Raw genomic sequence first — 22,836 nt, forward strand, 5'->3', positions numbered from 1 at the left:
GCTACGAAAACGGGTCGCATTATTGCGGCCCGTTTGCTTATGTCGTCAGGCGCTGTCTTCGGGCAGGTCCAGCGCGCGGCGGCCGAGCCGGATGGAGCCATCGGTGATATCGGCGCGCAGGCTCGCCACCAGCGCCTGTGCGTCGCGGGCGCGCAGGGCGGCGAGCATCTCCTTGTGACGGTCGATCTTGTAATGGTCGGTGATGCCGCGCAGGACCTGCCGCTGGAATGGACCGAGCTGGAGCCAGAGGCTCTCGATCATCGGTTGCGCCGCCTGATCGGGATTGGCGCAATAGAGCAGGCGGTGGAACTCCTGGTTGAGACGGGTGAGCCCGTCCAGATCCTGTGCCTGAAGGGCGGTGTCCATCTCGCGGTCAACGGCCTCCATCGCGTCGATCTGGCGGTCGGCGATATGGGGCAGGGCGCGCAGGGCGGCATGGGTTTCGAGCATGATGCGCAGCGCCACCAGCTCCTCGAACCGGCCCGCGGTCATCGGCGGGATCTGAAGGCGGCGATTGCCCAGCACATCGATGCCGCGCTCGGAGCTGAGCCGCCGGACCGCCTCGCGGATCGGGGTCGGGCTGAGGCCCATTTGAAGCGCCAGCCCGCGCAGGGTCAGCTGTGTGCCGGGCGCGATCAGGCCCAGCATCACCGCATGGCGCAAGCGGCGGTAACAGTTGTCCTGCACCGTGTCGCCGGTTTCCATTGGCAGGTCGGGGATCGATGTTTCTTTGGTCATAAGAAGTGCCATGAGTTGACAGACTCACATAATGCTATCACAATTCAGAAAATGCTATCACATTTTGCCGGAGCGATCATGAATAGCCGCGTCAAACACGAGCTTCAAAGCGAAACGGATGTCGAAACCGTCTTTGCCTGTATCTGCGACCTGAACGGGGTGATGCGGGGCAAGCGCCTGCCCATCGATCACGTCGATAAGGTCAAGAACGGATCCTTGCGGATGCCCCTATCGCTTCTGGGGATGGATATCTGGGGCGAGGATATCGAAGGGTCCGAGCTGGTGTTCGACACGGGCGATGCCGACGGGATCGGGGATTATACCGGCCGGCCTCTGAGCCTGATCAGCTGGACCTCGCGTCCGGCGGCCTTCGCGCAGTTGTGGATGGCCAACGAGGATGGCACGCCTTTCCTGGGTGATCCGCGGCGCGCGCTGGCTGGGGTCTGCGAGCGGTTCAGGGCGTTGGGGCTGACGCCGGTGGTGGCGACCGAGCTGGAATTCTATATCGTGGACCCCAGCGAGGCCACGCCGCAGCCGCCCTGTTCGCCGGTCACGGGCAAGCGGCTCGACAGCGATGGCGCGCTGTCGCTTGATGAGTTGCAGCATTTCGACGAGCTTCTGAACGAGATCTACGACGCCTGCCGTGCGCAGAACATTCCCGCCGATACCGCGATCTCGGAAAACGGGGCAGGGCAGTTTGAAATCAACATGATGCATGTCGATGACCCGCTGCGCGCCGCCGATGATGCAGTGCTGTTCAAGCGGCTGGTGCGCGGGATCACCCGCAAGCACGGGTTTGCGGCGACCTTCATGGCTAAGCCCTATGGCGACCGTGCCGGTTCGGGGATGCATGTGCATTTCTCGCTGGTCGACAAGGAGGGCAATAACGTCTTCGACAATGGCGGCGAGGAGGGCACACCGCTTCTGCGCCATGCCGTGGCGGGGCTGTTGCGCACCATGCAGGAGAACGCGTTAGTCTTCGCGCCGCATGAGAACTCGTTCCGCCGCCTGCTGCCGGGCAGCCATGCGCCCTCGTCGGTGGCATGGGGCTACGAGAACCGCACCGCCGCGATCCGTATTCCGGGCGGGCACCACAAGGCGCGGCGGATCGAGCACCGTGTGGCGGGGGCGGATGCCAACCCCTATCTGGTGCTGGCCTCCATCCTTGGCGGCGCGCTTCTGGGGATCGAGGGCGAATGGCAGCCGCCGGATCCCATCGAGGGCGATGCCTATTCGCTCGATCTCGACCACCTCTCGCTCGACTGGGCCTCGGCCATCGACGCCTTTGCGCGCGGACCGCATATCGAGCAGATCTACTCCAAACGTCTCAAGCGGATGTTCGTGCAATGCAAGCAGCAGGAGCTGCGCCGCTTCACCCGCCATGTGACCGATTTCGAATTCCACAGCTATCTGGAGGCAGTCTGATGTCTGTTTCTTATGCGGGCAATGGTGCCCATACCGGCAGTTATTATGCGGCCTCGGCCAATCCTGCGCCCCTGCGCCCCGCGCTCGAAGGCGCGCAGGAAGCCGATATCTGCGTGGTTGGCGCGGGGTTTTCGGGGCTTTCGACCGCGCTGCATCTGGCCGAGAAGGGCTATCAGGTCACCGTGGTCGAGGGCGCCCGCATCGGCTGGGGCGCGTCGGGGCGCAATGGCGGGCAGATCGTCAACGGGCTGAACGCGAGCCTGCAGAAGATCGGCAAATCCTATGGTCAGGACACCGCGCGGTTTGTGGCGGGGCTGGTGACCGAGGGCGGCAAGATCATCCGCGAGCGCGTCTCGACCTATGGCATCCAATGCGATCTGAAGGATGGCAACGTGTTTGCCGCTTTCAACGACATGCATATGCGCGAGCTGGAGGAAAAGAAACAGCTCTGGGAAAGCTACGGGCTCAATGATCAGCGGATGCTGACCAAATCCGAGATCCGCGAGCATGCCGCGACCGATCTTTATGTCGGTGGCATGATCGACCCGACGGGCGGGCATATGCATCCGCTGAACCTGTGTCTGGGCGAGGCTGCGGCCATCGAGGCCAATGGCGGCACGATTTACGAGATGTCGCCGGTGGTCTCGGTGGATACCAACGCGGCGCGTCCGGTGATCAGGACCGAAAAGGGGCAGATCACCTGCCGGATTCTGGTGCTCTGCGGCAATGCCTATTTGGGCCATGTGGTGCCCGATCTGGAAAACCGCGTGATGCCGGTGTCCACGCAGGTGATGGCGACAGAGCCCTTGGGCGAGGACCGTGCGCGGGCCTTGATGCCGGCCGATACCTGTATCGAGGATGTGCGCTACATCCTTGATTATTATCGGATGTCGGCCGATAACCGGCTGCTCTTCGGCGGGGGCACCGTCTATGGCGGAACCGACCCCAAGGATATCAAGGCCAAGCTCTGGGGCAATATGATGAAGGTCTTCCCGCAGCTGTCGGATGTGAAGATCGATTATGCGTGGTCGGGCAATTTCGCGCTCTCCTTCTCGCGCGTGCCGCAGATGGGGCGTCTGGGGAATGCGACCTATTACGCGCATGGCTATTCGGGCCATGGCGTGACCGGATCGCATACCTTCGGGCGCATTCTGGCCGAGGCGATCAATGGCGATGCAAGCCGCTTTGACGTGTTTGCCAAACTGCCTTGGATCCCGTTCCCCGGCGGGCGGACGTTCCGCGTGCCCTATTCGGTGCTGGGCTCGTGGTATTACGAGATCCGCGACCGTCTGGGTTGGTGACCTTGTTGGGCTTGCGTTTTGGCGCAGGCCCTGACTATTTGCGGCCAAGAGTTATTTCTGGAGGCCGCCCATGATCACCCATCTTGTCACCCATTCCGGCGGTTTCCATGCCGATGAGGTATTTTCCACCGTTATCCTGACGCGGCTTTTCCCGCAGGCCGAGCTGGTGCGCACCCGCGATGCGGGCTGGATCACCCCTGCCGAGGGTCGGGTGATCTATGATGTGGGCGGTGATTTTGATGCGGCCCGCAATATCTATGATCACCATCAGCGCGAGGCGCCCCTGCGCGAGGATGGCGCGCCGTTGAGTTCCTTCGGGCTCATCTGGGCGCAATTCGGGCGCGACTATCTGCGCGGGTTCGGGATTGCCGAAGAGCATCTGGGCGAGGTGCATGCCAGCGTGGACCGCAGCTTCGTGATGCCGGTAGATCTGGTGGATAACGGCAAGCTGTCGGTCTCGGAAGCGGGGGCGCTGCAGGCGATGACCCTGCCGGGGCTGATCGAGACGCTGCGTCCGGTATTTGACGACCGCGACCCCGAGGGCGAGATCAATGCCTTCTGGCAGGCTGTCGGTATTGCGCGGACCTTCCTCGAGGCGCGGGTCAACCGCTCGGCGGCGAAACTGCGCGCCGCTGGCATGGTGGCGGAGGCGATAGCAGCGGCGGGCGAGGGCCGGATCCTCGAACTGCCGATGGGCATGCCGTTCCGTCCGGCAGTGGTGAAGGCGGGCGCCGACCAGCTGTGGTTCGTGGTGACGCCGCGCGGGCCCGAGGACTGGACCCTGGGCACTATCCGCAAGTTCGATGAGGGGTTCGAGAACCGCGCCGATCTGCCGGCCGACTGGGCGGGGCTGAATGGTGCGGCGCTGGAGGAGGCCTCGGGTGTGAAGGGCGCGAAATTCTGCCATAACGGGCGGTTCATCGCGGCGGCCAGCTCGCGCGAGGCGGTGATGGAGATGGCGCGGCTGGCGGTCGAGGATGCGCTGGCCCGCGGGGTTGTGTGAGGGGCGCTGCCCCTCTTGGGGCCTGCGGCCCCAATTCACCCCGGGATATTTAGCGACGCTGGAAGCGGGATCTAGCGCAGGATCGGGGGCTTTGCCGGATCCATGCCGGGGCCTTTCCGGGGCTCGGGCTCTGCGGCGGGGGCCTCTTCGTGCTCGGGCAGATGCAGGACCAGCGCCTTGGCCAGGAGCCGCTGGGCGGCCTCGCTTTCTTCATCAAGGAAGGTGACATCCAGCTCGCCCGCGTCGAGGCCCGAGAAGGTCAGCGCCTCGCCCATGGCCTTTGCAATAGCGGGACGGGCGGATTCGGGGGTGCCGAGCAGGGCCAGGACATGGCCCTTATGGCCGTCCTCATAGGTGACGCCGCCCAGAAGCGCGTGGGTGGCCACGCCCATCAGCTGGTCGAATTTAGCCTCGAATGCCGGAAGCAGGAGCCCCAGGATCGCGGGGGGCAGGGCGGGGGCGTCGAAGCTGACCGGACGGCCGGTGGCCTGCGCGGGGCTATGGGTGAGGGTCTCGCTCAGCCAGTCGAGGGCTTCGGGCGGCAAGAGCATGGCCGAGTCGGCGACGCCCAGATTGATGCCGAGGCCGATCTCCTCGCCCACCAGATTTTGTGCGATGATCCGGCCCGGAAGGGCGGCATAGGGCATGGGGTTTGCGGAGAATTCGGCCATGCGCTCTTCGGTATCGAAGGCCAGCACGAAAGCCCCATCCTCGGTCTCGAAGACCTGAGGGCGGATGTCCTGACCGTCGGCCTCTTCTTCCAGCAGCAGGAACAGTTCCGCATCGGCGAGCCGGTCATAGACGGCCAAGCGCAGCGCATCATTTTCGGGCTGGGCGCTCATTGCGGCATGGGCGCGGTCATAGGGGGTCATGGCAGGTCCTTCATGCAGATGCAGCAGACGGTTTTGACGGAATCCCTATTGCGCAGGGCCGGATATGGCAAGCCCCGAAGCCTGTGGCGAGGCTTCGGGGCTCGGGATCTGCCATCGTGCTGGGCCGTCTCTAGCTCGAGACCTGTTCGCGCAGTACCGAGGCGGTGAGCGACAGCATCAAGTAGATGCCGGCAAAGATCAGGAAGGCCACCAGCGTATCCTCGAAAGCGCGCGGATAGGTGGGCGCATCCGGGGTGATCGGGCGCACCCCCATCTCCAGATAGCGGACCTGTTTGTTGGCTTCGAGGCGGGCGGTCTCCATCTGCTGGGCGGCCTGTGCCAGAAGGCCCTGACGGGTGGCCAGATCGGCCTCGGCGATGCGCAGATCCCCCGAGACGGCCGCGATGGAATTGGTGGTCGCAGTATTCTGGGTCAGCTGCTTGCGCAGGCTGGCAATCAGCGTCTCGAGGCGTCTGATATCGCCCTGCACACCTGCGACACGAGCCGCGTTGGGGCTCGGGTTGTCCTGAAGCTGGCCCAGTTCGAGCCGTTTCTGCTGGAGCTGGGTCTCGAAGGCGGAGACCTGGCTCATCACGAGGCTGCCTTCGGAGGCGGGGTCCAGAACCCCTTGTTTCTGCTGGAGCTCCAGCACTTTCTGCTGGGCGTCGCGGACCTTGGCCTCTGCGTCGTCATAGCTGTCGCGGGCTCCCTGCATCTGGTCGCCGCGCAGGCGCGAGGTCAGCTGGTCCACCTGTTCCTCGGCATAGGAGATCAGGGCCTTGGCAAAGCGCGTCGAGGTTTCGGGATCGGCGGCGATCACCTCCATCTTGATCACGCCTTCCGATGGATCATAGCCGATTTTCACGACCTTCTTGTAAAGCGCGTAGGCTTCTTTATCGGTGGCGGGCGTGGGCAGCCGTTGCAGCGGATCGATGAAGGATTGCTGGAAGTGTTTCTTGAAACCTTCTTCGTCATCGAGCCGCTTCATCGCTTCCATCGATTGCAGGAAGCTCTGCACCGTCACACTATCCTGATTGGTGGCGAGTTGCGTGCCCGAGAAGAGGCTGCTCATGGAGCCTGCGGCCGAACTGTCGGCCTTCTGGATGACGAATTCGCTCTTGGTCGAATAGGTGGGCGTCGCCATGGCGAAATAGTAATAGGCCGCAATGAGTGTCGGCAGGAAAACGAAAAAAGCCAGACGGGTCGCCAGCAGCATCAGCTTGCGCCGCCTGCGGCGGGCAATATCGCGCTGGATGGCGAGGATCTCGCTGGCGCGATGTTCTTCGGTCATTGCTTCGGCGGGCAAATGCGGGGCGGTTGCCACGGCCATCGTGCTGGTTCTGGCGAGGCTGCGTTTGCCCGCAACCGCCGGAAGGTTCTCCGGTTTGTCGGGTTTGACCAGCGACAGGATGTTGGAACGGTCGAGCGGGTCGATGCCCTTGCGGCGCAGCAATAGCACCGCCTCGAAATCGGAGGTGGCCTCGATCCCGTGTTTCTGGGCCATGCGGCGGGCAAGGCGCAGCTGGCGGCCGGTCAGACTTTCGCGACGGATGGCCTCTATTTCCTCGTCGAGCGTCTTCTCGCCCTTGTCGAGAACCTGATCGGCATTGGCTTCGGCCTGCATGCGGGCGGCATCGGCGAATTTCATATCGCCGAAGCCATCATCATGCTGCTCGAAGATCGCCGCCGGATCGTCCGGATCCGGTGCGGGGCCTGTCTTTGGCGGCTGGCCCATCATGCCAAGGGCCGCATTGCGCCGGGGAGCGCTGTTCCGTGCGGTGTCGGCTCTGGCGGGATCGGTCTTTGTGGCGGGCGGCTCCGCAGGCGGGGCTTGGGTCGCGGTGGGGGGGCGCTGTGTGGCAGTCACCGTCCCGGATACCGTGTCCGCTGCGGGCGCCTGTGCGGGGCTCTGGGCGGGCATGTTCCGTTCGGGCTCCTCCCGCAGCGGCGCGGAACGGGCCTTGGCGCCGCTCTGGATCTCGTGGCGGCGGATGCGGTATTTGGTGGTCCTAGGTTGTGTAGTCATACATCCGCTTCGCTTCTTCCAGAGTGTCGAACATATAGAGCTGGCCATCGCGCAGAACGGCCGCAGTCCGGCAGAATTTTTCCAATGTCTCGGCCTGATGCGAGACGACAATGACGGTGGAGTTCTGCAACCTGTCGCGCAGGATGGTGCCTGCCTTGCGGTTGAAGACCACATCGGTGGTGGAGGGCATGCCCTCGTCGATCAGATAGATGTCGAATTCGAGCGCGAGGAGCAGCGAGAAGGTGAAACGGGATTTCATCCCTGCGCTGAAGGTGCCGACGGGCATATCGAAATATTCGGCGATCCCGCAGAGCCAACGGCAGAAGGCTTCGACGTAATCGGGGTCCAGCCCGTAGAGTTGGGCGATGAAGCGCGCATTCTCGCGGGCGGTATGTTTGCCGACGACCCCGCCCATGAAGCCCAGCGGAAAGGATACACGGCAGCTGCGCCGGATCGCGCCCTCATCGGGTTTCTCGAGCCCTGCCATCATGTTGATGATGGTGGTCTTGCCGGTGCCGTTGGGGGCGAGGATGCCGAGCGAATTGCCCAGCTCCACACGGAAGCTCGCGCGATCAAGGATGACCTTGCGCTGCTTGCCCGTCCAGAAGGACTTGCTGACATTTTCGAATTCGAGCATTTCCCTCCCACCCCTGGTTGTGACGCTCTGGGACGTCAGGCCCTGTCATACAACTAGCCTAACGTCGTTAACAAAGCTCCTATGATCACAATCGGGCAAGATTATGTCGGGTTAACCAGAAAATATGCGGCAAGACTTTGGCATTGTTTCTGTTTTGGGGATTATGGGGTGGTTTCTGGCAGTGCTTTTCGTAAGGGCGCGATTCGTTCGCGCTTAACGGTCGAGCCTGTCGCGCAGGCGGTAATAGTCGATTGCCAGCGTGCCATAGACGCGGTGCAGCCCGTAGAGAGGCATTCTCGTGACCGTCTTCTGCACCGGCATCGGCAGGGTGCGACCGGTCAGGAAATGCTCGGCAATCCGTTTGCCCAAGGCCGTCGAGAGCGCGACCCCGCGCCCGTTGAATCCAGTGGCGGCCAGAAGGCCGGTCTCGGGCGAAAAGATCCGCATCCGGTGATCGCGTGTCATGGCGACGGCGCCGAACCAGTAATGCTCCATCTCCAATCCCTTGCCATAGAGCCATTCGACCTCGCGCTGGATCATGGCAAATCGCGCGGGGCCCTGTGGATCGGCAAAATCCCCGCGCCCGCCCAGCATCAGCCGGTTCTGCGGCCCGATCCGGAAATAGGTGCCCACGCGGCGGTTTTCCGAGACGGGGGTGCGATGGGGCAGGATGCGGGTCAGTTCCTCGGCACTGAGCGGACGGGTCGCGATCTGGAAACTATTGGCGGGCAGGGTGGCGCGCATCAGATCGGGGTCCAGCTCGGGCGTGGTATAGCGGTTGGTGGCCGTCAGCACGCGGTCTGCGGTGATGGTGCTGCCATTGGGCAGGCTGGCCTCCCAGTGGCCCTTGCGCGTGAGGCCGGTGACCGGCGAGCGGGCATAGATCTTCACCCCCGCAGCCAATGCGGCAGCGGTCAGCGCGCGCACCAGTTTCAGCGGATGGATCTGGCCTGCGCGGCGGTCGAGCCAGCCGCCCTTGAACCGCGTGCTACCGGTATAGGCGGCCATCTCGCCCGCATCGAGCCAGTCTACATCGGCGCCGCGCGCCTTCCATTCGGACATGCGCTGTCTGAGCGCGGGTATCAGCACATGTTTGTCACCGGTCTGGATCCAGCCCGTGCGCTCGGCATCGCAGTCGAGCCCGAGGCGCTCCACCAGATCGAAGAGAACCGTGGCCGTCGAGCCGGCAAATTCGGTGGTGTCCTCGCCAAAGAGGCGGTCGAGCGTGTCGGGGTCGTCCTTGAGCCCGGGGATGACCTGCCCCCCGTTGCGCCCCGAGCCGCCCTCGCCCGGCTCATGCGCCTCGAGCAGCACGACGGAGGTGCCGGCCTCGGCCAGATGCAGCGCGGTCGAGAGACCCTGGAAGCCTGCACCGATCACCAGCACATCCGTTTTCAGGCTCTCCTCCAGCTGCGGCAGGGCGGGGCCTGCGGGGGCTGTGGCATACCATAGGGAGGTCATGGACATGGGAGAGGGCCTTGTGATTGCTTTCCTGCCACATGCGCAGGCCCGTTTTGCGATGTCTAGGAGGAAGGGGCGGATTTGTTGGGGCCAGACCGGTCCTGCCTAATTCGGCGGCAGGGCGCCACGAAAAACCCCGGCCAGTGGCCGGGGCAGTTCGGACAGCGATGCGGCCTGCCTCAGATCTTCTCGCGACCGATGGCGAAGATACAGGCCAGCGTGATCACGGCAGCGGCGGCCATGTAGTAGCCCACATAGGCCAGCCCGTAATTCGACTGCAGCCAGGTCGCGGCATAGGGGGCCAGCGAGGCACCCACGATACCGGCGAAGTTGAAGGTCACCGAGGAGCCGGTATAGCGCACACGGGTCGGGAAGGGCGCGGCCAGAGCCGTGCCGATCAGCCCGTAGGTCAGGCCCATCAGGATCATCGACAGCGTCACGAACAGCAGGATCGCTCCCTCATTGGCCACCATCAGCACGGGCACGAGGAAGGAGAAGGCGGCGATCAGCAGGGTCGTCACGATCAGCACCTCGCGGCGGCCGAACCGCTCGGCCAGCAGACCCGCGCAGGGAATGGTCAGACCGAAGATCACCGCGCCCCAGAGCTGGATCACCAGCGCGTCGGTGAACGGGATCTCGAGCACCTTGACATTGTAGGACAGAAGGTAAGCGGTGCCGATATAGAACAGCACGAAGGTCACCATAGCCACGAAGGTGCCCAGGAAGATCGAGAGTTTGTGTTTGGCAAACAGCTCGAATACCGGCACGGCCACGCGCTCGTTCTTCTCGATAGCCTTCTGGAAGGCAGGCGTTTCGGTGATCGACAGACGCACCCACAGGCCGATGACCACCAGCGCGATGGAGGCGATGAAGGGGATACGCCAGCCCCAGCTCAGCAGCTGCTCCTTGGGCATGAACTGCAAAAGCACCCAGAAGAGGCCCGAGGACAGGAAGAGCCCGACGGGTGCGCCCAGTTGCGGGAACATACCATACCAGTTCTTCTTGCCTTCCGGTGCGTTCTCGGTGGCCATCAGCACGGCACCGCCCCATTCGCCGCCCAGACCGAAGCCCTGACCGAACCGGCAGAGTGCCAGCAGGAGTGGCGCGACGACGCCGATCTGCGCATAGGTGGGCAGGAGACCGATAATGACGGTCGAGATGCCCATCGTCAGCAGCGCCGCGACCAGTGTGGCCTTGCGCCCGATACGGTCACCGAAATGGCCGAAGACGATGGCGCCCAGGGGACGCGCGAAGAAGGCGATGGAGAAGGTCGCGAAAGACGCCAGAAGGGCGGTCATACCATCGCTGTTGGGGAAGAACAGCGTGGGGAAGACCAGCACGGCGGCGGTCGCATAGACGTAGAAGTCAAAGAATTCGATCGTGGTCCCGATCAGGCTGGCCAGCAACACCTTGCCCGCCGAGTTGGTGGCAGAGGTATTCGCGTCGGCGAAGCCATTGGCTGATGATATGTCCGACATTTTATTTCTTATTCCAGTGTTTATTGTTCGCAAAATTGCCAACTTGCGCGGCCTATCGCAATGAAAGCTTTGCTGTAACCCCTTTATTTGTGAGCATGTGCACATACACCCTGTCAGACACGCGCCTATAGCGGTGGCTGATAGGACCTGCGGAGCTGATCTGCCCTGCTCGAGTGGTCCGGTTTGAAAGTCAGTGTAGCGTGGGCCGAGCGTTGAAAGGCGCAGTCCTTTAGGTTTTGCCGGCCAAAACCTGAGAAGACCCTCGTAATATAATACGATGCGGTAGGATATACTGTCGTTGTTCCTCTCGGAGAGGTGCAGGTTTGTTGTTCATCATGTCGATGAGTTTATAAACCGCGTTTTCCCCGATCTGCTCGCGTGGTTGCGCGACTGTGGTCAGAGGCGGATTGGCAATCGCGGCATATCGGGTGTCATCAAAACCTGTTACGCAGATGTCGCGCGGGACGACCAGCCCTTGGGCGTGGATTTCCGCCATCGCAGCTAGCGCGATGTCATCGGTTGCGCAGATGATTGCCGTCGGTTTCTTCTGCGTGTGCAAAAGTGCAGTCGTAGCGCGACGTGCCTCTTCGATTGTTACGCCAGCGTCGGCGATCCAATCAGGCGACAATTCTATATTCGCCTCTTTCATGGCGAGCTTATAGCCGTTCTCGCGTTCCACAAGAGGCACTGTCGCTCCCGCAACCCCTAGAAATCCGATTTGGTAATGTCCTTGCCCGATCAAGTAGCGGGTCATTTCATGCGCAGCCGAACGGCCGTCGATCTGAAAACGCGGATAGCGGGCAAGTTCGGGGTCGGATGTTTCGCCGCAAACCACGATCGCATAGCTTGCGTCTCCGGCGTCACGCTCAGAATGACGGAAGGGCCAGGGGCTCCCGAGCACGACGATCCCATCCGCTTGGCGCGACGAGATGAAACTGCTTAGATCGTTGCTGCTCAACGGTGTTCCATCGTAGAGTTCCTCAATTCGTACCGTGTAGCCCTTGGACCGGGCGACACGTCCGATGCCGCTGATAACGTCGCCATAAAACGGATCGCCAATCCCGGATGTCAGGACTAGAATCACGCCTGTGCTACCGGTCCGGAAATTGCGGGCGAGAATATTGGGGGAATATCCTAATGTTTCTATGGCCGCCTGTATTTTGTCGCGTGTGGCGGGGCTCACACGCTCGGGTTCATGATTGAAACGCGACACGGTTCCATTTGAAACTCCAGCAAGTTTTGCCACATCGGCGATAGTCACAATGCCCTTTGGTCGGACCGCCGATACCATAATTCTTGCCTCCTGAAATCTAGCTTGAAAACTATATTGACTTTAAAAACGTGCAATGCAAACGTTTTAATAAGATTATAAAAGATCACTTATCCCGACAGGTAAAGACAAGTAAAATGCCTCTGAGCAGATCATATCACCCAACATGCAATGAAAACGTTTTCATAAACCATGGTCGAGTCTAATGGAGCAGGCATCGAACACCGGCAGATGGGGGCTGTGGATCTTTGTTCTCCTCAGCGCGCTCTTTTTTCTTCTTCCTCTTTATGTGATGGGTGTGACCTCGCTGAAGGATATGGCTGAGGTCCGCAATAGCTCTATCTTTGCGCTCCCCCAGCACCCGAGCTTCGCTGCATGGGATCAGGCATGGAATCACGCCTGTTCGGGGCTTCACTGCAAGGGGTTGCGTACTGGATTCTGGAACTCGGTCATTATTACGGTCCCGAGTGTCTTCTTTTCCGTGTTGCTAGGGGCAATTAATGGCTATGCGCTGGCATTCTGGCGTATCCGCGGAGCAGAAGTACTCTTCGCTATCATGCTGATCGGCGCCTTCATTCCCTACCAGCTGTTCATCTATCCTCTCGCCATGTCTTTTGCCTCATTGGGCCTCGGGAAATCGCTCTTCGGTGTTGTCTTGGTGCATGTGATCTTCGGCATGCCGGTGACGACCCTGATTTTCCGGAACTTCTATTCGGGAGTGCCGGATGTGCTGCTCGATGCCGCCAAGATCGACGGTGCTGGATTCTGGCAGATTTTCGGGCGCATCATTCTCCCCATGTCAGTGCCGATCCTCGTCGTGACGGTCATTCTGCAAGCGACGGGCATCTGGAACGATTATCTTTTCGGTCTCATCTTTGCCGGTCAGGGCAACCAGCCGATGACGGTCCAGCTGATTGGTCTCGTTAATACACGCATGGGTGAGCATCCCTATAACGTCCACATGGCCGCGACGATCCTGACGGCCCTCGTTCCCCTTGCAATCTATCTCTTGTCCGGCCGCTGGTTCGTCCGCGGCATCGCAGCCGGCGCCGTGAAAGGATAATCATGCTCGACGCTCAGACTACTTCTGTTTCGATCCGCGACTTGCGCGTGACCTATGGTACGATGCACGTACTCGACGGGCTTAATCTCGACATCGCCGAGGGCGAGTTTCTTGTGCTCCTTGGCTCTTCTGGCTGCGGGAAATCTACGCTGTTGAATGCGATAGCGGGGCTGAACACGGTAACCGCAGGCAAGATCATGATCTCCGGTCAGGATGTCACGCGCGCCGAGCCGAAAGATCGCGGTATCGGCATGGTCTTCCAGTCCTATGCGCTCTATCCGCGGATGACCGTCGCGCAGAATATGGGCTTCGGCTTAAAGATCCGTGGCATGGCCAAGGCAGAGATCGCCGAACGCGTGAACCACACTGCCAAATTCCTACAAATCGAACACCTCCTGAAACGTCGTCCCGCCGATCTGTCCGGCGGACAGCGTCAGAGGGTAGCCATCGGGCGTGCTCTAGTCCGTAAGGCGGATGTTTTCCTTTTTGATGAGCCGCTATCTAATCTCGACGCGCAACTGCGTGCAGATCTGCGCATCGAGATCAAGCGCCTTCACCAGTCGCTTGGCAATACGATGATCTATGTCACTCATGACCAGGTCGAGGCTATGACGCTTGCAGACCGCATCGCGGTGATGAAGGACGGCAAGATCCAGCAACTGGCACCTCCAGCCGAGGTCTATACCCGCCCTGCAAATCTCTTTGTTGCCGGGTTCCTCGGAACTCCCAAGATGAACTTTATTGAAGGCGAGATCTCCTCTGGACCGCAGGGACCTCATTTCACGACGGCTGACATGAGTTTTGCTCTTGATCGGATATCGAGCGCGCCTCTCGCCTTTACCGGCCCCGCAACATTAGGCCTACGCCCCGAAGATTTCGTGCTCTGTCCAGAAGGCACCGCCGGATCATTAGCGGCAGAGGTCACATTGATCGAGCCCCTTGGCTCGGAGACCATCATCTGGGCCACGACCGCCAACGGCACCCAGCTCTCGCTTCGTTTGGGCAGCGCACAAGGCCAACACTTGCCTGCTCTCGGCACGCAGGTCTTCCTCCAGCCCGATCTGGTACGTGCCTCCCTCTTCGATACCCAATCAGGCCAGCGCCTGTAACCTACTTCCATCCGTCAGGAAAAATCATGACTTCTCCGCTTCTTTCGTTCCAGCTCTATACCGCCCGCGCGTCTGACTCACTCGACACCCAGCTTGCCGAACTGGCAGCTATGGGGATCACCAATGTCGAGCCTTTTGGCGAGCTTTATGCAGATCTGGACGGGCTGCATTCCATTCTAGCTCAGCACAACATGACAGCACTTAGCGGGCATTTCGACCTCGAGATGCTCGAAGCAGAACCTGCCCGTGCCATCGAGATCGCCCGTCGATTGGGGATGAAAACCATTATCGCGCCTTGGCTCGAGCCCGAAGACCGCCCGGTCGACCTGGCAGGGTGGCAAGCCCTTGCAGCGCGCCTTCTTGCGGTTGGCGACCAGATGCGCGCGGGAGGCTTTATCTTTGCATGGCATAACCACGAGTTCGAATTCGAGCCTTTGCCCTGTGGCACGATGCCGATCGAAGTCATCATGAACGAGGCAGGCTGCGCGCTGGAACTCGATGTTGCATGGGTCGTGCGCGCGGGGGGGGACCCGCTCATGTGGATCGAGCGTTATGCCGAGCGCATCATTGCCGTCCACGTCAAGGATATCGCGCCCGAAGGCCAGAACCTCGATCAGGATGGCTGGACCAATGTCGGCCAAGGCATCGTCGACTGGCCTGCTGTGTGGGCCATGCTTCCCAAAACTGGCGCAAGTCTTGCAATTCTCGAACATGACGAACCGAAAGACTGGCTCGATTTCGCGACCCAAAGCTCTGCAGCCGTTCGCCAACTCGACGGAGTTGCAGTGTGAGAGAGAATACTAAGCCTCTGCGCGTCGGGGTAATCGGATGTGGAAATATCTCTGATACCTATTTTACAAATGGACCGCTCTTGCAAGACATCGACTACATCGCTTGCGCAGACCTGCGCCCCGAGGCGGCGCGGTCCAAAGCGGTGACATACGGCATTGAGGCAATGGAGGTCGACGCACTTCTGGCGCGTGATGACCTCGATGTCATTCTCAATCTGACCATTCCTGCCGTGCATGCCGAGACCTCCTTGCGCATCCTCGATGCGGGAAAACATGTCTATACCGAAAAGCCTCTGGCGCTTAGCCTAGCCGAGGTCGATGCGATGGAGGCCGCAGCCGCTGCGCGTGGCCTGCGGATTGGTACTGCGCCGGACACGTTCCTCGGCCCCGCGCAGCAACAAGCGCGGGCTCTCGTTGATGCGGGTACAATCGGTGAGGTGGTCACCGGTCTTGCCACCGTCCTGTCGCATGGGATGGAAGACTGGCACCCTTCGCCAGACTTCTTCTACCGCAAAGGCGGTGGTCCTGTTCTCGACATGGGCCCCTATTACATTGCGTCACTCGTCAATATGCTCGGGCCGGTCACGCGGGTTCAGGCCAGCGGACGGATCGGCCGGCGCACACGTCTGGTTACGGCCGACGGCCCTCTCAAGGGGCAGAGCATTCCTGTCGAGACCTTCACCACGCTCAATGCCCTCCTGAGCTTCGAGAGCGGCGCCGAGATTACCTTCCTCGCAAGCTGGGATGTCGCAAATACCGATCTACGCCCGATCGAGTTGCACGGCACCAAAGGCACGCTCCGGATTTGCGATCCCAATGATTTTGGCGGAATCATCGCGCAGGGCGATCTTGTAGGGGGCTTCACCGAGATAGATACATCGACCCGCGCTTTCGGGGCCAATAACCGTCTGTGGCTGGGCGAGTTTCCATTCTCCTGCTATCGCGGACTAGGGCTTGCGGAAATGGCCCGCGCGATTTCTGAAGGACGCGCACATCGCTGTGATACCGAATTCGGACGGCATGTGCTTGAGGTTATGCTCGCCATCGAGACGGCAGCCATTGAAGGACGCTCCCTCTATATCAATAGCCGTCCCAAGCGGCCCGCAGCCTTTACACCCGAGGAGGCCATAACCTTCCGTGCAGCGCAATCCGTGGAGGTGCTCCCGTGACCCTACGCACGATGAAAGGACCGGGCCTGTTTTTGGCGCAGTTTATCGGCGCCGAGCCGCCGTTCGACAGCCTTACCGGTCTGGCGCAATGGGCGTCTGGCCTTGGATTCAAGGGTCTGCAGGTCCCGACCGGAGATCCGGCAATCTTCGATCTGGCCCTTGCGGCCAGCTCGGACAGCTATTGTGATGATGTGAAAGGGCTGTTGTCGGATCATGGCTTGGAAATCACCGAGCTCTCGACCCATATTCAGGGCCAGCTTGTGGCAGTGCATCCTGCCTATGACACGCTTTATGATGGTTTTGCTCCTGCGGCAAAGCGTGGCAACCCCGCCGCACGGCAGGCATGGGCTGTCGAGAGCCTGATGCTGGCAGCACAGGCCAGCCGTCGGTTGGGACTAGACGCTCATGCGACATTTTCTGGTTCGTTGGCTTGGCCCTATCTCTATCCATGGCCGCAGCGTCCTGCGGGACTGATCGAGGAAGCCTTTGACGAACTCGCCTCGCGCTGGCGCCCGATCCTCGATGCGTTCGATGCTGCGGGAGTGGATCTGTGTTACGAGATCCATCCCGGAGAGGATCTTTTCGATGGTTATACGTTCGAGATGTTCCTCGACCGTGTGGGTGGGCATCAACGTGCCAAGATCCTTTACGACCCCTCCCATTTCGTCTTGCAGCAGCTTGATTATCTAGGGTTCATAGACCGCTATCACGAGCGTATCGGAATGTTCCACGTCAAGGATGCCGAGTTTGTACCGTCCGCCAGTCAGGGTGTCTATTCGGGCTATGCGCCTTGGGTCGAGAGAGCGGGCCGCTTCCGCTCGACCGGAGATGGTCAGGTCGACTTCAAAGCCGTCTTCTCGCGCCTTGCACAATATGGCTTCGACGGTTGGGCCGTGCTTGAATGGGAATGCGCCTTGAAACATCCCATGGATGGCGCCGCGGAAGGGGCGCGCTTTATCGCGGATCATATCATCCGCGTTACAGACCGCGCCTTTGATGACTTTGCGGCCGCAGGAACCGATGCCGCAGCCAACCGGCGACTATTGGGGCTTTCTTCATGAGCCGCCGGATCCGACTGGGTATGGTAGGGGGCGGCGCGGGCGGATTTATCGGTGGTGTCCATCGCATGGCCGCGCGCCTTGACCACCGCTTCGATCTCGTCGCAGGTGCGCTCTCATCGGACCCCGCCCGCGCGGCGGCCTCCGCCTTGGAATGTGGCATCGCTCCCGAACGCAGCTATAGCGATTATCGTGATATGGCCCGAAAGGAAGCTGCCCGTCCCGATGGTGTGGAGGTCGTGTCGATTGTTACGCCGAACCACCTGCATGTACCGGTAGCTTGCGCGTTTCTCGAAGCAGGTATCCATGTGATCTGCGACAAGCCCTTGGCCAGCACCTACGAAGATGCGCAAGCCCTATACGAGGTTCTGGAACGGGCGGGGCGCCTGTTTGTCCTGACCCATAACTATTCGGGCTATCCTATGGTGCGGCATGCACAGGAGCTGGTGACCCAGAATGCCTTAGGTCCGCTGCGCGTGGTTCAGGTTGAATATGCGCAGGACTGGCTTGCTCGCAATGTCGAGCGGCAGGGCGTGAAAGGTGCGGAATGGCGGACTGACGTGGCGCGCGCCGGTCTCGGCGGGGCGATCGGGGATATCGGCACGCATGCATACCATCTGATGCGGTTCGTGACGGGGCTGCGTCCCGAGAGCCTTCGTGCGGAGCTCAGTTCATTTGTGTCCGGACGAAGCCTCGATGATGACGCGCAGATCATGTTGCGTTTCGAAGGTGGAGCGCGCGGGATGCTTTGGGCAAGTCAGGTCGCCAGTGGACATGCGAACGGGCTCCGGCTGAGGGTCTATGGTGAAAAGGCCGGCATCGAATGGCTACAGGAAGAGCCAGACCGTCTGTCCTTCAGACCGCTGGATGGGCCTGCCCAGACATTTATCCGCGGTGGGCACGGGATCGGCGAGGCCGCTACGGCGGCGACCCGCATACCGGGCGGCCATCCTGAAGGATATCTCGAGGCGTTCGCCACGCTCTATCGCGAGGCGGCAGACAAGATCCTTGCCTTCGAGACAGGAACGCCTTCTCCGGACCTTCCAGGCATCGTCGAAGGTCTTGAAGGCATGCGCTTTATTCTCGCGGCGGTCCAATCTGCCCAGAACGATGGCAGCAGAGTGCTCCTCCACTCGGCCGACGCATAAAAACCGGTCCGGCCATATGGCCGGATTGCCAAAATACCAAAATACATCAACAGGGAACAACATGATGAAAAAGAAGAACATGTCACGGTCACTTTCGGGGCTTACCTCCGGTATCGCGTTGAGCGCGTTCTGCCTTGTTACCCCCGCTCATGCCGATCCGGTCAAGGCACAGGTCATGCATTGGTGGACTAGCGGCTCCGAGGCGTCAGCATTGCAGGTGATGGTCAAAGATTTCAACGCCAATGGCGGTGAATGGGTCGATAACGCCGTGCCCGATTTCGAGAGTGCGCTCGCAGCGGCGACCAGTTCGATCATCGGCGGTAATCCTCCGGATGCTCTGCAGTTCAACGCAGGCACCCAATTTGCCGATCTTGCCCAGAAAGGCTATCTGACTGACCTGAGCAGCTATGCCGAAACCGGTCATTGGGACAAAGCTCTGCCGCCTGCGCTACTGAAAGCCGTGTCCTATGATGGCAAGGTCTATGCAATGCCGGTCGATAACCATGGCGAGAACTGGCTCTGGGTCAATAAAAAGGTCATGGCTGATGCGGGGGTGACGATGCCCGAGGATTGGTCCGGCTTCTTCCCGATGCTCGACACCCTCAAAGCCGCAGGTGTTACACCCATCGCGCATGGCGGTGAAGCGTGGCAAACGCTCGAGCTGTTCTATCAGGTCATGATGTTCCGTGGCGATCTCGACCTTTACAATGCGATCTTGGTCGATGGCGATACCGACAAGATCAACTCACCTGAATTCAAGGCTTTTGCCGAGGACTTCAAACGCCTCACCAATTATATCGACGCAGGATCGCCCGGCCGCAAATGGAATGACGCGACGGCCATGGTCATTCAGGGCAAGGCTGCGATGCAGTTCATGGGCGATTGGGCCAAGGGCGAGTTTACCGCAGCTGGCCTCGAGGCAGGGAAGGATTACGAGTGTCTTCTCGGCCTTGGTGGAAAAGACCACTTTGTCATCAGCAGCGATGTCTTCGTGCTGCCTGCTGCCAAGAGACAGGACAAGAAAGCCGTTGATGATTTGCTGGTCAAAACCATGATGTCCCCCGAGGTTCAGGTCGCATTTAACAAAGTGAAGGGTGGTATCCCGGCACGGCTCGACGCGGATGGAAGCTCGCTCGATGCTTGTGCCTCGAAAGGATATAAAGCCATGCAGGATCCGTCCATGCAGGTTGCAGGACCCGAGATCAGTGCGAGCGCTGACCGCGTCGGGGCCATTCAGGATGCCGTTTCGGAATATTGGAATACGCCTTCGATGAGCGCCGAGGACTTTGCGGCATCGCTCACCGATGCGATCGAAATGACGGCAGAATAAGGATAGTTCCATGGCGGCTCGAATGATAACCCCCATTTTTCGCCCAAGCAGGGCCGCCATGGCTCTTTGGCCCACCTGGATCATCGTGCTGGCCGCCTATGTCGGCACGATGATCTGGACCGTCGGCATTTCCTTCACACCGTCAAAACTCGTGCCAGAAATGGTCTTTGCGGGAGGCAAGCAATACGAGCGTCTCTTCCATGCCTCGCGCTGGATGAACTCGGTTGATAATATGCTGGTTTTTGGCGTGCTTTTCGTAGTCGCCAGTCTTGTTCTGGGCACATTGATGGCCATCGCACTGGACCGCAAGATTGCATTGGAAGGCACGATCCGGACCATCTATCTCTATCCCTATTCTTTATCTTTTATCGTTACAGGTGTCGTCTGGCGTTGGATGATGGATCCTACCCTTGGTATCCAGAAGACTCTGAACGACCTTGGCTGGACGTCTTTCCGCTTTGATTGGGTGGTTGATCCGGACAAGGCGATTTATGCGGTCGTGCTCGCAGCAGTTTGGCAATCGGCAGGGCTTGTTATGGCGCTTATGCTTGCGGGATTGCGTGGCGTGGATCCTGATTTGTGGAAAGCGATCAAAGTCGACGGGATTCCAATCTGGCGTGGTTACGTTTCCATCGTGCTGCCCACACTCCGTCCCATTGTCGTTACGGCAGTTGTCCTTCTCGGCTTGGGTGTAGTGAAGTCCTACGATCTGGTCGTGGCACTCACGAATGGTGGCCCGGGAATGGCGACCGATGTTCCTGCGAAATTTATCATGGACTTCCTGTTCCTGCGTTCGAACATCGCATTCGCGTCCGCAGCCGCCACTGTTATGCTCGTGACTGTCGCGATTGCCATCGCGCCATGGATATACGTTGTCTATATTCGGAAACGTTGAAAGAAGCTGTGCTGGGGCCTTGATGCTGTAACCGCCCCCGTCGGTATCTCTGGGCCATCGTGCGGCTGAAACGATCCATAAGGGGAGCGGATATGTCAGAACCTATGGTTGTGTCGCAAGAAATACGGCTTGGCTCGAAACGCCCCTCGCTTGGATATGCTTATCCTGCGAGCGCCGCGATGATCTGGAATGCGTAGGGCTCATCACGCTATCTGCCCTTTAGGGAGGATGTGCGCGGTCCCACGCCAGCGCAAGTGGCGGCGGCTGAGCAAAAGGCTTCGAACCCCATTATCGGGCGCGTAATGGGCATGATAATGCGGTGGTGGTGCTGAAGTGGTCCCCATTTCCCGGACAGTTTTTCGGCGGCGCTGAGGTTGCCTATAGGTCATGCTGCCGCCTTCCAATCGAGACCTTGATGGGCTTTTGGGGGGCATCGAGCGTCGAATGGGGGCTCTTGGTAATCTAGGAGATCATCCGCTTCCCAGTGCCGCTGCGAGCTGGGGTGCCTGTCTCAAACGCGTTCAGATAGACGCATTCGTAGTTCAGCGACCGCAAAAGCCGCGCGATCATCACGTTATCCATCCACCGGCCTCGCCCGTCCACCGATATCTTCAAAGTTGCGTCTGCGAAAATCTCCGTGAAGCGCGGGCTTGTGAACGGACGGCTTTAGTCCGTGTTGAATATGTCGGGCTTGCCATGCCGTGGCGGTTTCCTCCAAGGCCTCGATACAGAACTCCACATCCATGGTATTCGACAGACGCCGTGACAGAACCCGGCGCGTCGTCCAATCCATAATGGCGAGCAGGTAAAGGAACCCGCGCTGCATCAAGATGTAGGCAATGTCGACATACCAGACGTGATCGGGCCGCGCGCCTGGTACTTCAGAAATAAATATCGATGTTTACGTTTAGACGGATGTGGCCGCGAGGTCCTGGGCCCTTGATAAACAGCCCGCAGATCCATCCTGTCCATGAGCCTTCTGACTCGCTTGCGCCAGAGGCAATATCCTTGGTTGCGCAGATGCCGCGCCACATGACGGCTGCCGTAGAACGGCGTCTCCATGAACTGCGCGTCGGCAAGCTTCATCAAGGCTAGGTTCAGCGGCGGCTCGGATCTGCTCGGGCTGTAAAACGCCGAGCGGCTGAGCCCGAGCAAGGCGCATTGCCGCAGGATCGACAGCTCGGGATGATGGGGAGCGATCATGTCCCGCCACAGCTATACCCTCGCCGTCCGCTCGCCGTCGCCAGCGGCGGTAGAACCAGGCTTTGGCCTCTCCGGCAGTGAGTTCCGCGCGGCTGCGGACCGGCGCGCCCGCCATCCGGCTGATCTCCTCCGAGATGCCGAGCGTCGCACGGGCAGAAATATCGCAAAGGAGCGGGCGGCGGAGCGCAACGGTAGGAGATGTCATGTGATCGATGTCTTTTCCGGATGGTGGTGGGGCTATGATTGGCGTTCATGTTTTGCGGTTTCAAGACGGTCTGAAGGTTCGCTCGCGCGTGTCTGCGTTGATGTTTGTGTGTGGTGATTCCTGACTATGAGTGTCTGTTGTGGTGTGTGTCTGGGTCTGTGTCATAAAACTGATCGAAATAACTATATATATTTCAGTATGTTATTTGAATTTTTGTATGAATTTATGATTTTCGTTGAAAAAGGGGTTGCGGTGTTTGGGTGTTGTCCGTAAATACCGCTTCACCGCAGCGGCAGACGACGCAGCGGGGCGCGGAGGCCGCGGCAGACGGGATCGAGAGAGACGGTTTGGGGTGGCTGAAGCGATAGACATTCGGAAGATGAGGTTTGCGGTTCGCACCTGAGGGATTGGGTGCTGCTGTTGATTTTTGTCTTCGGCTCTTTGACATTGATGGTTTTACTGAAGAGATATGCGGGCGGTTTGGTCTATGATCGACTAAATGAACGTCTGTATATCGGCTCACTAGGGTTTCGGCTCGATGATGTGAGTGTCAGCTTCACTGTTTGTCGGTATCACGCAAGTGGAACGATAAGCAGAAGCGTTTATTCTTTATGGATAGACGATGTGCAGTGGTTCATACGTCAAGGTTAGCGA

18 protein-coding genes and 1 pseudogene are annotated in these 22,836 nt (G+C 60.0%); 11 read left to right on the top strand and 8 right to left on the bottom strand.

Annotation, left to right across the window (positions count from 1 at the left end; all coding sequences use genetic code 11):
- Nucleotides 1–45 precede the first annotated feature (45 nt).
- Entirely contained in the window at nucleotides 46–738 is a 693-nt protein-coding gene (locus tag WDB91_RS16975) for a GntR family transcriptional regulator (RefSeq protein WP_339114788.1), read from the bottom strand.
- A 78-nt stretch (nucleotides 739–816) separates the two neighbouring features.
- Here WDB91_RS16975 and WDB91_RS16980 point away from each other — a divergent pair, with 78 nt between their 5' ends.
- The 3 genes from WDB91_RS16980 to WDB91_RS16990 all read left to right on the top strand — a co-directional run bounded on the left by WDB91_RS16980 (nucleotide 817) and on the right by WDB91_RS16990 (nucleotide 4,467).
- Complete coding sequence (locus WDB91_RS16980) at nucleotides 817–2,163, top strand: glutamine synthetase family protein (RefSeq protein WP_339114789.1); 1,347 nt, start codon at nucleotides 817–819, stop codon at nucleotides 2,161–2,163.
- On the top strand, nucleotides 2,163–3,464 hold the full coding sequence (locus WDB91_RS16985) for an FAD-binding oxidoreductase (protein WP_339114790.1): 1,302 nt from the start codon (nucleotides 2,163–2,165) through the stop codon (nucleotides 3,462–3,464). Before WDB91_RS16980 ends, WDB91_RS16985 begins: the two co-directional genes overlap by 1 nt.
- Before the next feature lie 70 nt (nucleotides 3,465–3,534).
- Entirely contained in the window at nucleotides 3,535–4,467 is a 933-nt protein-coding gene (locus tag WDB91_RS16990) for an MYG1 family protein (protein WP_339114791.1), read from the top strand.
- Between the two features lie 71 nt (nucleotides 4,468–4,538).
- Here WDB91_RS16990 and WDB91_RS16995 read toward each other — a convergent pair whose 3' ends face one another.
- From WDB91_RS16995 to WDB91_RS17020, 6 genes are all read right to left on the bottom strand, one after another.
- Nucleotides 4,539–5,339 carry an SseB family protein gene (locus WDB91_RS16995; RefSeq protein WP_339114792.1) on the bottom strand — a complete coding sequence of 267 codons (801 nt, stop codon included), beginning with the start codon at nucleotides 5,337–5,339 and terminating at the stop codon, nucleotides 4,539–4,541.
- 130 nt (nucleotides 5,340–5,469) lie between these two features.
- A complete protein-coding gene (locus WDB91_RS17000; RefSeq protein WP_339114793.1) occupies nucleotides 5,470–7,365 on the bottom strand; it encodes a capsule biosynthesis protein in 1,896 nt (631 codons plus the stop codon).
- A complete protein-coding gene (locus WDB91_RS17005; RefSeq protein ID WP_339114794.1) occupies nucleotides 7,349–8,002 on the bottom strand; it encodes an ATP-binding cassette domain-containing protein in 654 nt (217 codons plus the stop codon). The genes WDB91_RS17000 and WDB91_RS17005 overlap by 17 nt, the downstream gene beginning before the upstream one ends.
- A 213-nt stretch (nucleotides 8,003–8,215) precedes the next feature.
- On the bottom strand, nucleotides 8,216–9,469 hold the full coding sequence (locus WDB91_RS17010; RefSeq protein WP_339114795.1) for an FAD-dependent oxidoreductase: 1,254 nt from the start codon (nucleotides 9,467–9,469) through the stop codon (nucleotides 8,216–8,218).
- Between the two features lie 173 nt (nucleotides 9,470–9,642).
- Nucleotides 9,643–10,953, bottom strand: a complete 1,311-nt coding sequence (locus tag WDB91_RS17015; protein ID WP_339115116.1) for an MFS transporter — start codon at nucleotides 10,951–10,953, stop codon at nucleotides 9,643–9,645.
- 217 nt (nucleotides 10,954–11,170) lie between these two features.
- A complete protein-coding gene (locus WDB91_RS17020; RefSeq protein WP_339114796.1) occupies nucleotides 11,171–12,232 on the bottom strand; it encodes a LacI family DNA-binding transcriptional regulator in 1,062 nt (353 codons plus the stop codon).
- Nucleotides 12,233–12,416: 184 nt separating this feature from the next.
- On the opposite strand from WDB91_RS17020, the gene WDB91_RS17025 reads away from it, so the two are divergent.
- From WDB91_RS17025 to WDB91_RS17060, 8 genes are all read left to right on the top strand, one after another.
- The gene (locus WDB91_RS17025; RefSeq protein WP_339114797.1) at nucleotides 12,417–13,274 is read left to right on the top strand and encodes a carbohydrate ABC transporter permease; all 858 of its coding nucleotides are present in this window, start codon (nucleotides 12,417–12,419) and stop codon (nucleotides 13,272–13,274) included.
- Between the two features lie 2 nt (nucleotides 13,275–13,276).
- Complete coding sequence (locus WDB91_RS17030) at nucleotides 13,277–14,383, top strand: ABC transporter ATP-binding protein (protein ID WP_339114798.1); 1,107 nt, start codon at nucleotides 13,277–13,279, stop codon at nucleotides 14,381–14,383.
- A 26-nt stretch (nucleotides 14,384–14,409) separates the two neighbouring features.
- Nucleotides 14,410–15,174 (top strand): sugar phosphate isomerase/epimerase, encoded by a 765-nt coding sequence (locus tag WDB91_RS17035; RefSeq protein ID WP_339114799.1) that lies wholly within the window; start codon nucleotides 14,410–14,412, stop codon nucleotides 15,172–15,174.
- Complete coding sequence (locus WDB91_RS17040; protein ID WP_339114800.1) at nucleotides 15,171–16,343, top strand: Gfo/Idh/MocA family oxidoreductase; 1,173 nt, start codon at nucleotides 15,171–15,173, stop codon at nucleotides 16,341–16,343. The genes WDB91_RS17035 and WDB91_RS17040 overlap by 4 nt, the downstream gene beginning before the upstream one ends.
- An 11-nt stretch (nucleotides 16,344–16,354) precedes the next feature.
- Nucleotides 16,355–17,404, top strand: coding sequence for a sugar phosphate isomerase/epimerase (locus tag WDB91_RS17045; protein ID WP_339115117.1), 1,050 nt, complete (start codon nucleotides 16,355–16,357; stop codon nucleotides 17,402–17,404).
- A complete protein-coding gene (locus WDB91_RS17050) occupies nucleotides 17,401–18,549 on the top strand; it encodes a Gfo/Idh/MocA family oxidoreductase (protein ID WP_339114801.1) in 1,149 nt (382 codons plus the stop codon). Before WDB91_RS17045 ends, WDB91_RS17050 begins: the two co-directional genes overlap by 4 nt.
- Nucleotides 18,550–18,610: 61 nt before the next feature.
- Nucleotides 18,611–19,879, top strand: a complete 1,269-nt coding sequence (locus tag WDB91_RS17055) for an ABC transporter substrate-binding protein (RefSeq protein WP_339114802.1) — start codon at nucleotides 18,611–18,613, stop codon at nucleotides 19,877–19,879.
- A 58-nt stretch (nucleotides 19,880–19,937) separates the two neighbouring features.
- Nucleotides 19,938–20,774, top strand: coding sequence for a sugar ABC transporter permease (locus tag WDB91_RS17060; RefSeq protein ID WP_339114803.1), 837 nt, complete (start codon nucleotides 19,938–19,940; stop codon nucleotides 20,772–20,774).
- A 486-nt stretch (nucleotides 20,775–21,260) separates the two neighbouring features.
- Here WDB91_RS17060 and WDB91_RS17065 read toward each other — a convergent pair.
- Nucleotides 21,261–21,983 (bottom strand): annotated as a pseudogene (locus WDB91_RS17065) (IS3 family transposase); the annotation flags it as partial.
- Nucleotides 21,984–22,836: the final 853 nt, after the last annotated feature.

This window comes from Thioclava sp. GXIMD2076, from assembly GCF_037949795.1.
GTDB classification, from domain to species: Bacteria; Pseudomonadota; Alphaproteobacteria; order Rhodobacterales; family Rhodobacteraceae; genus Thioclava; species Thioclava kandeliae.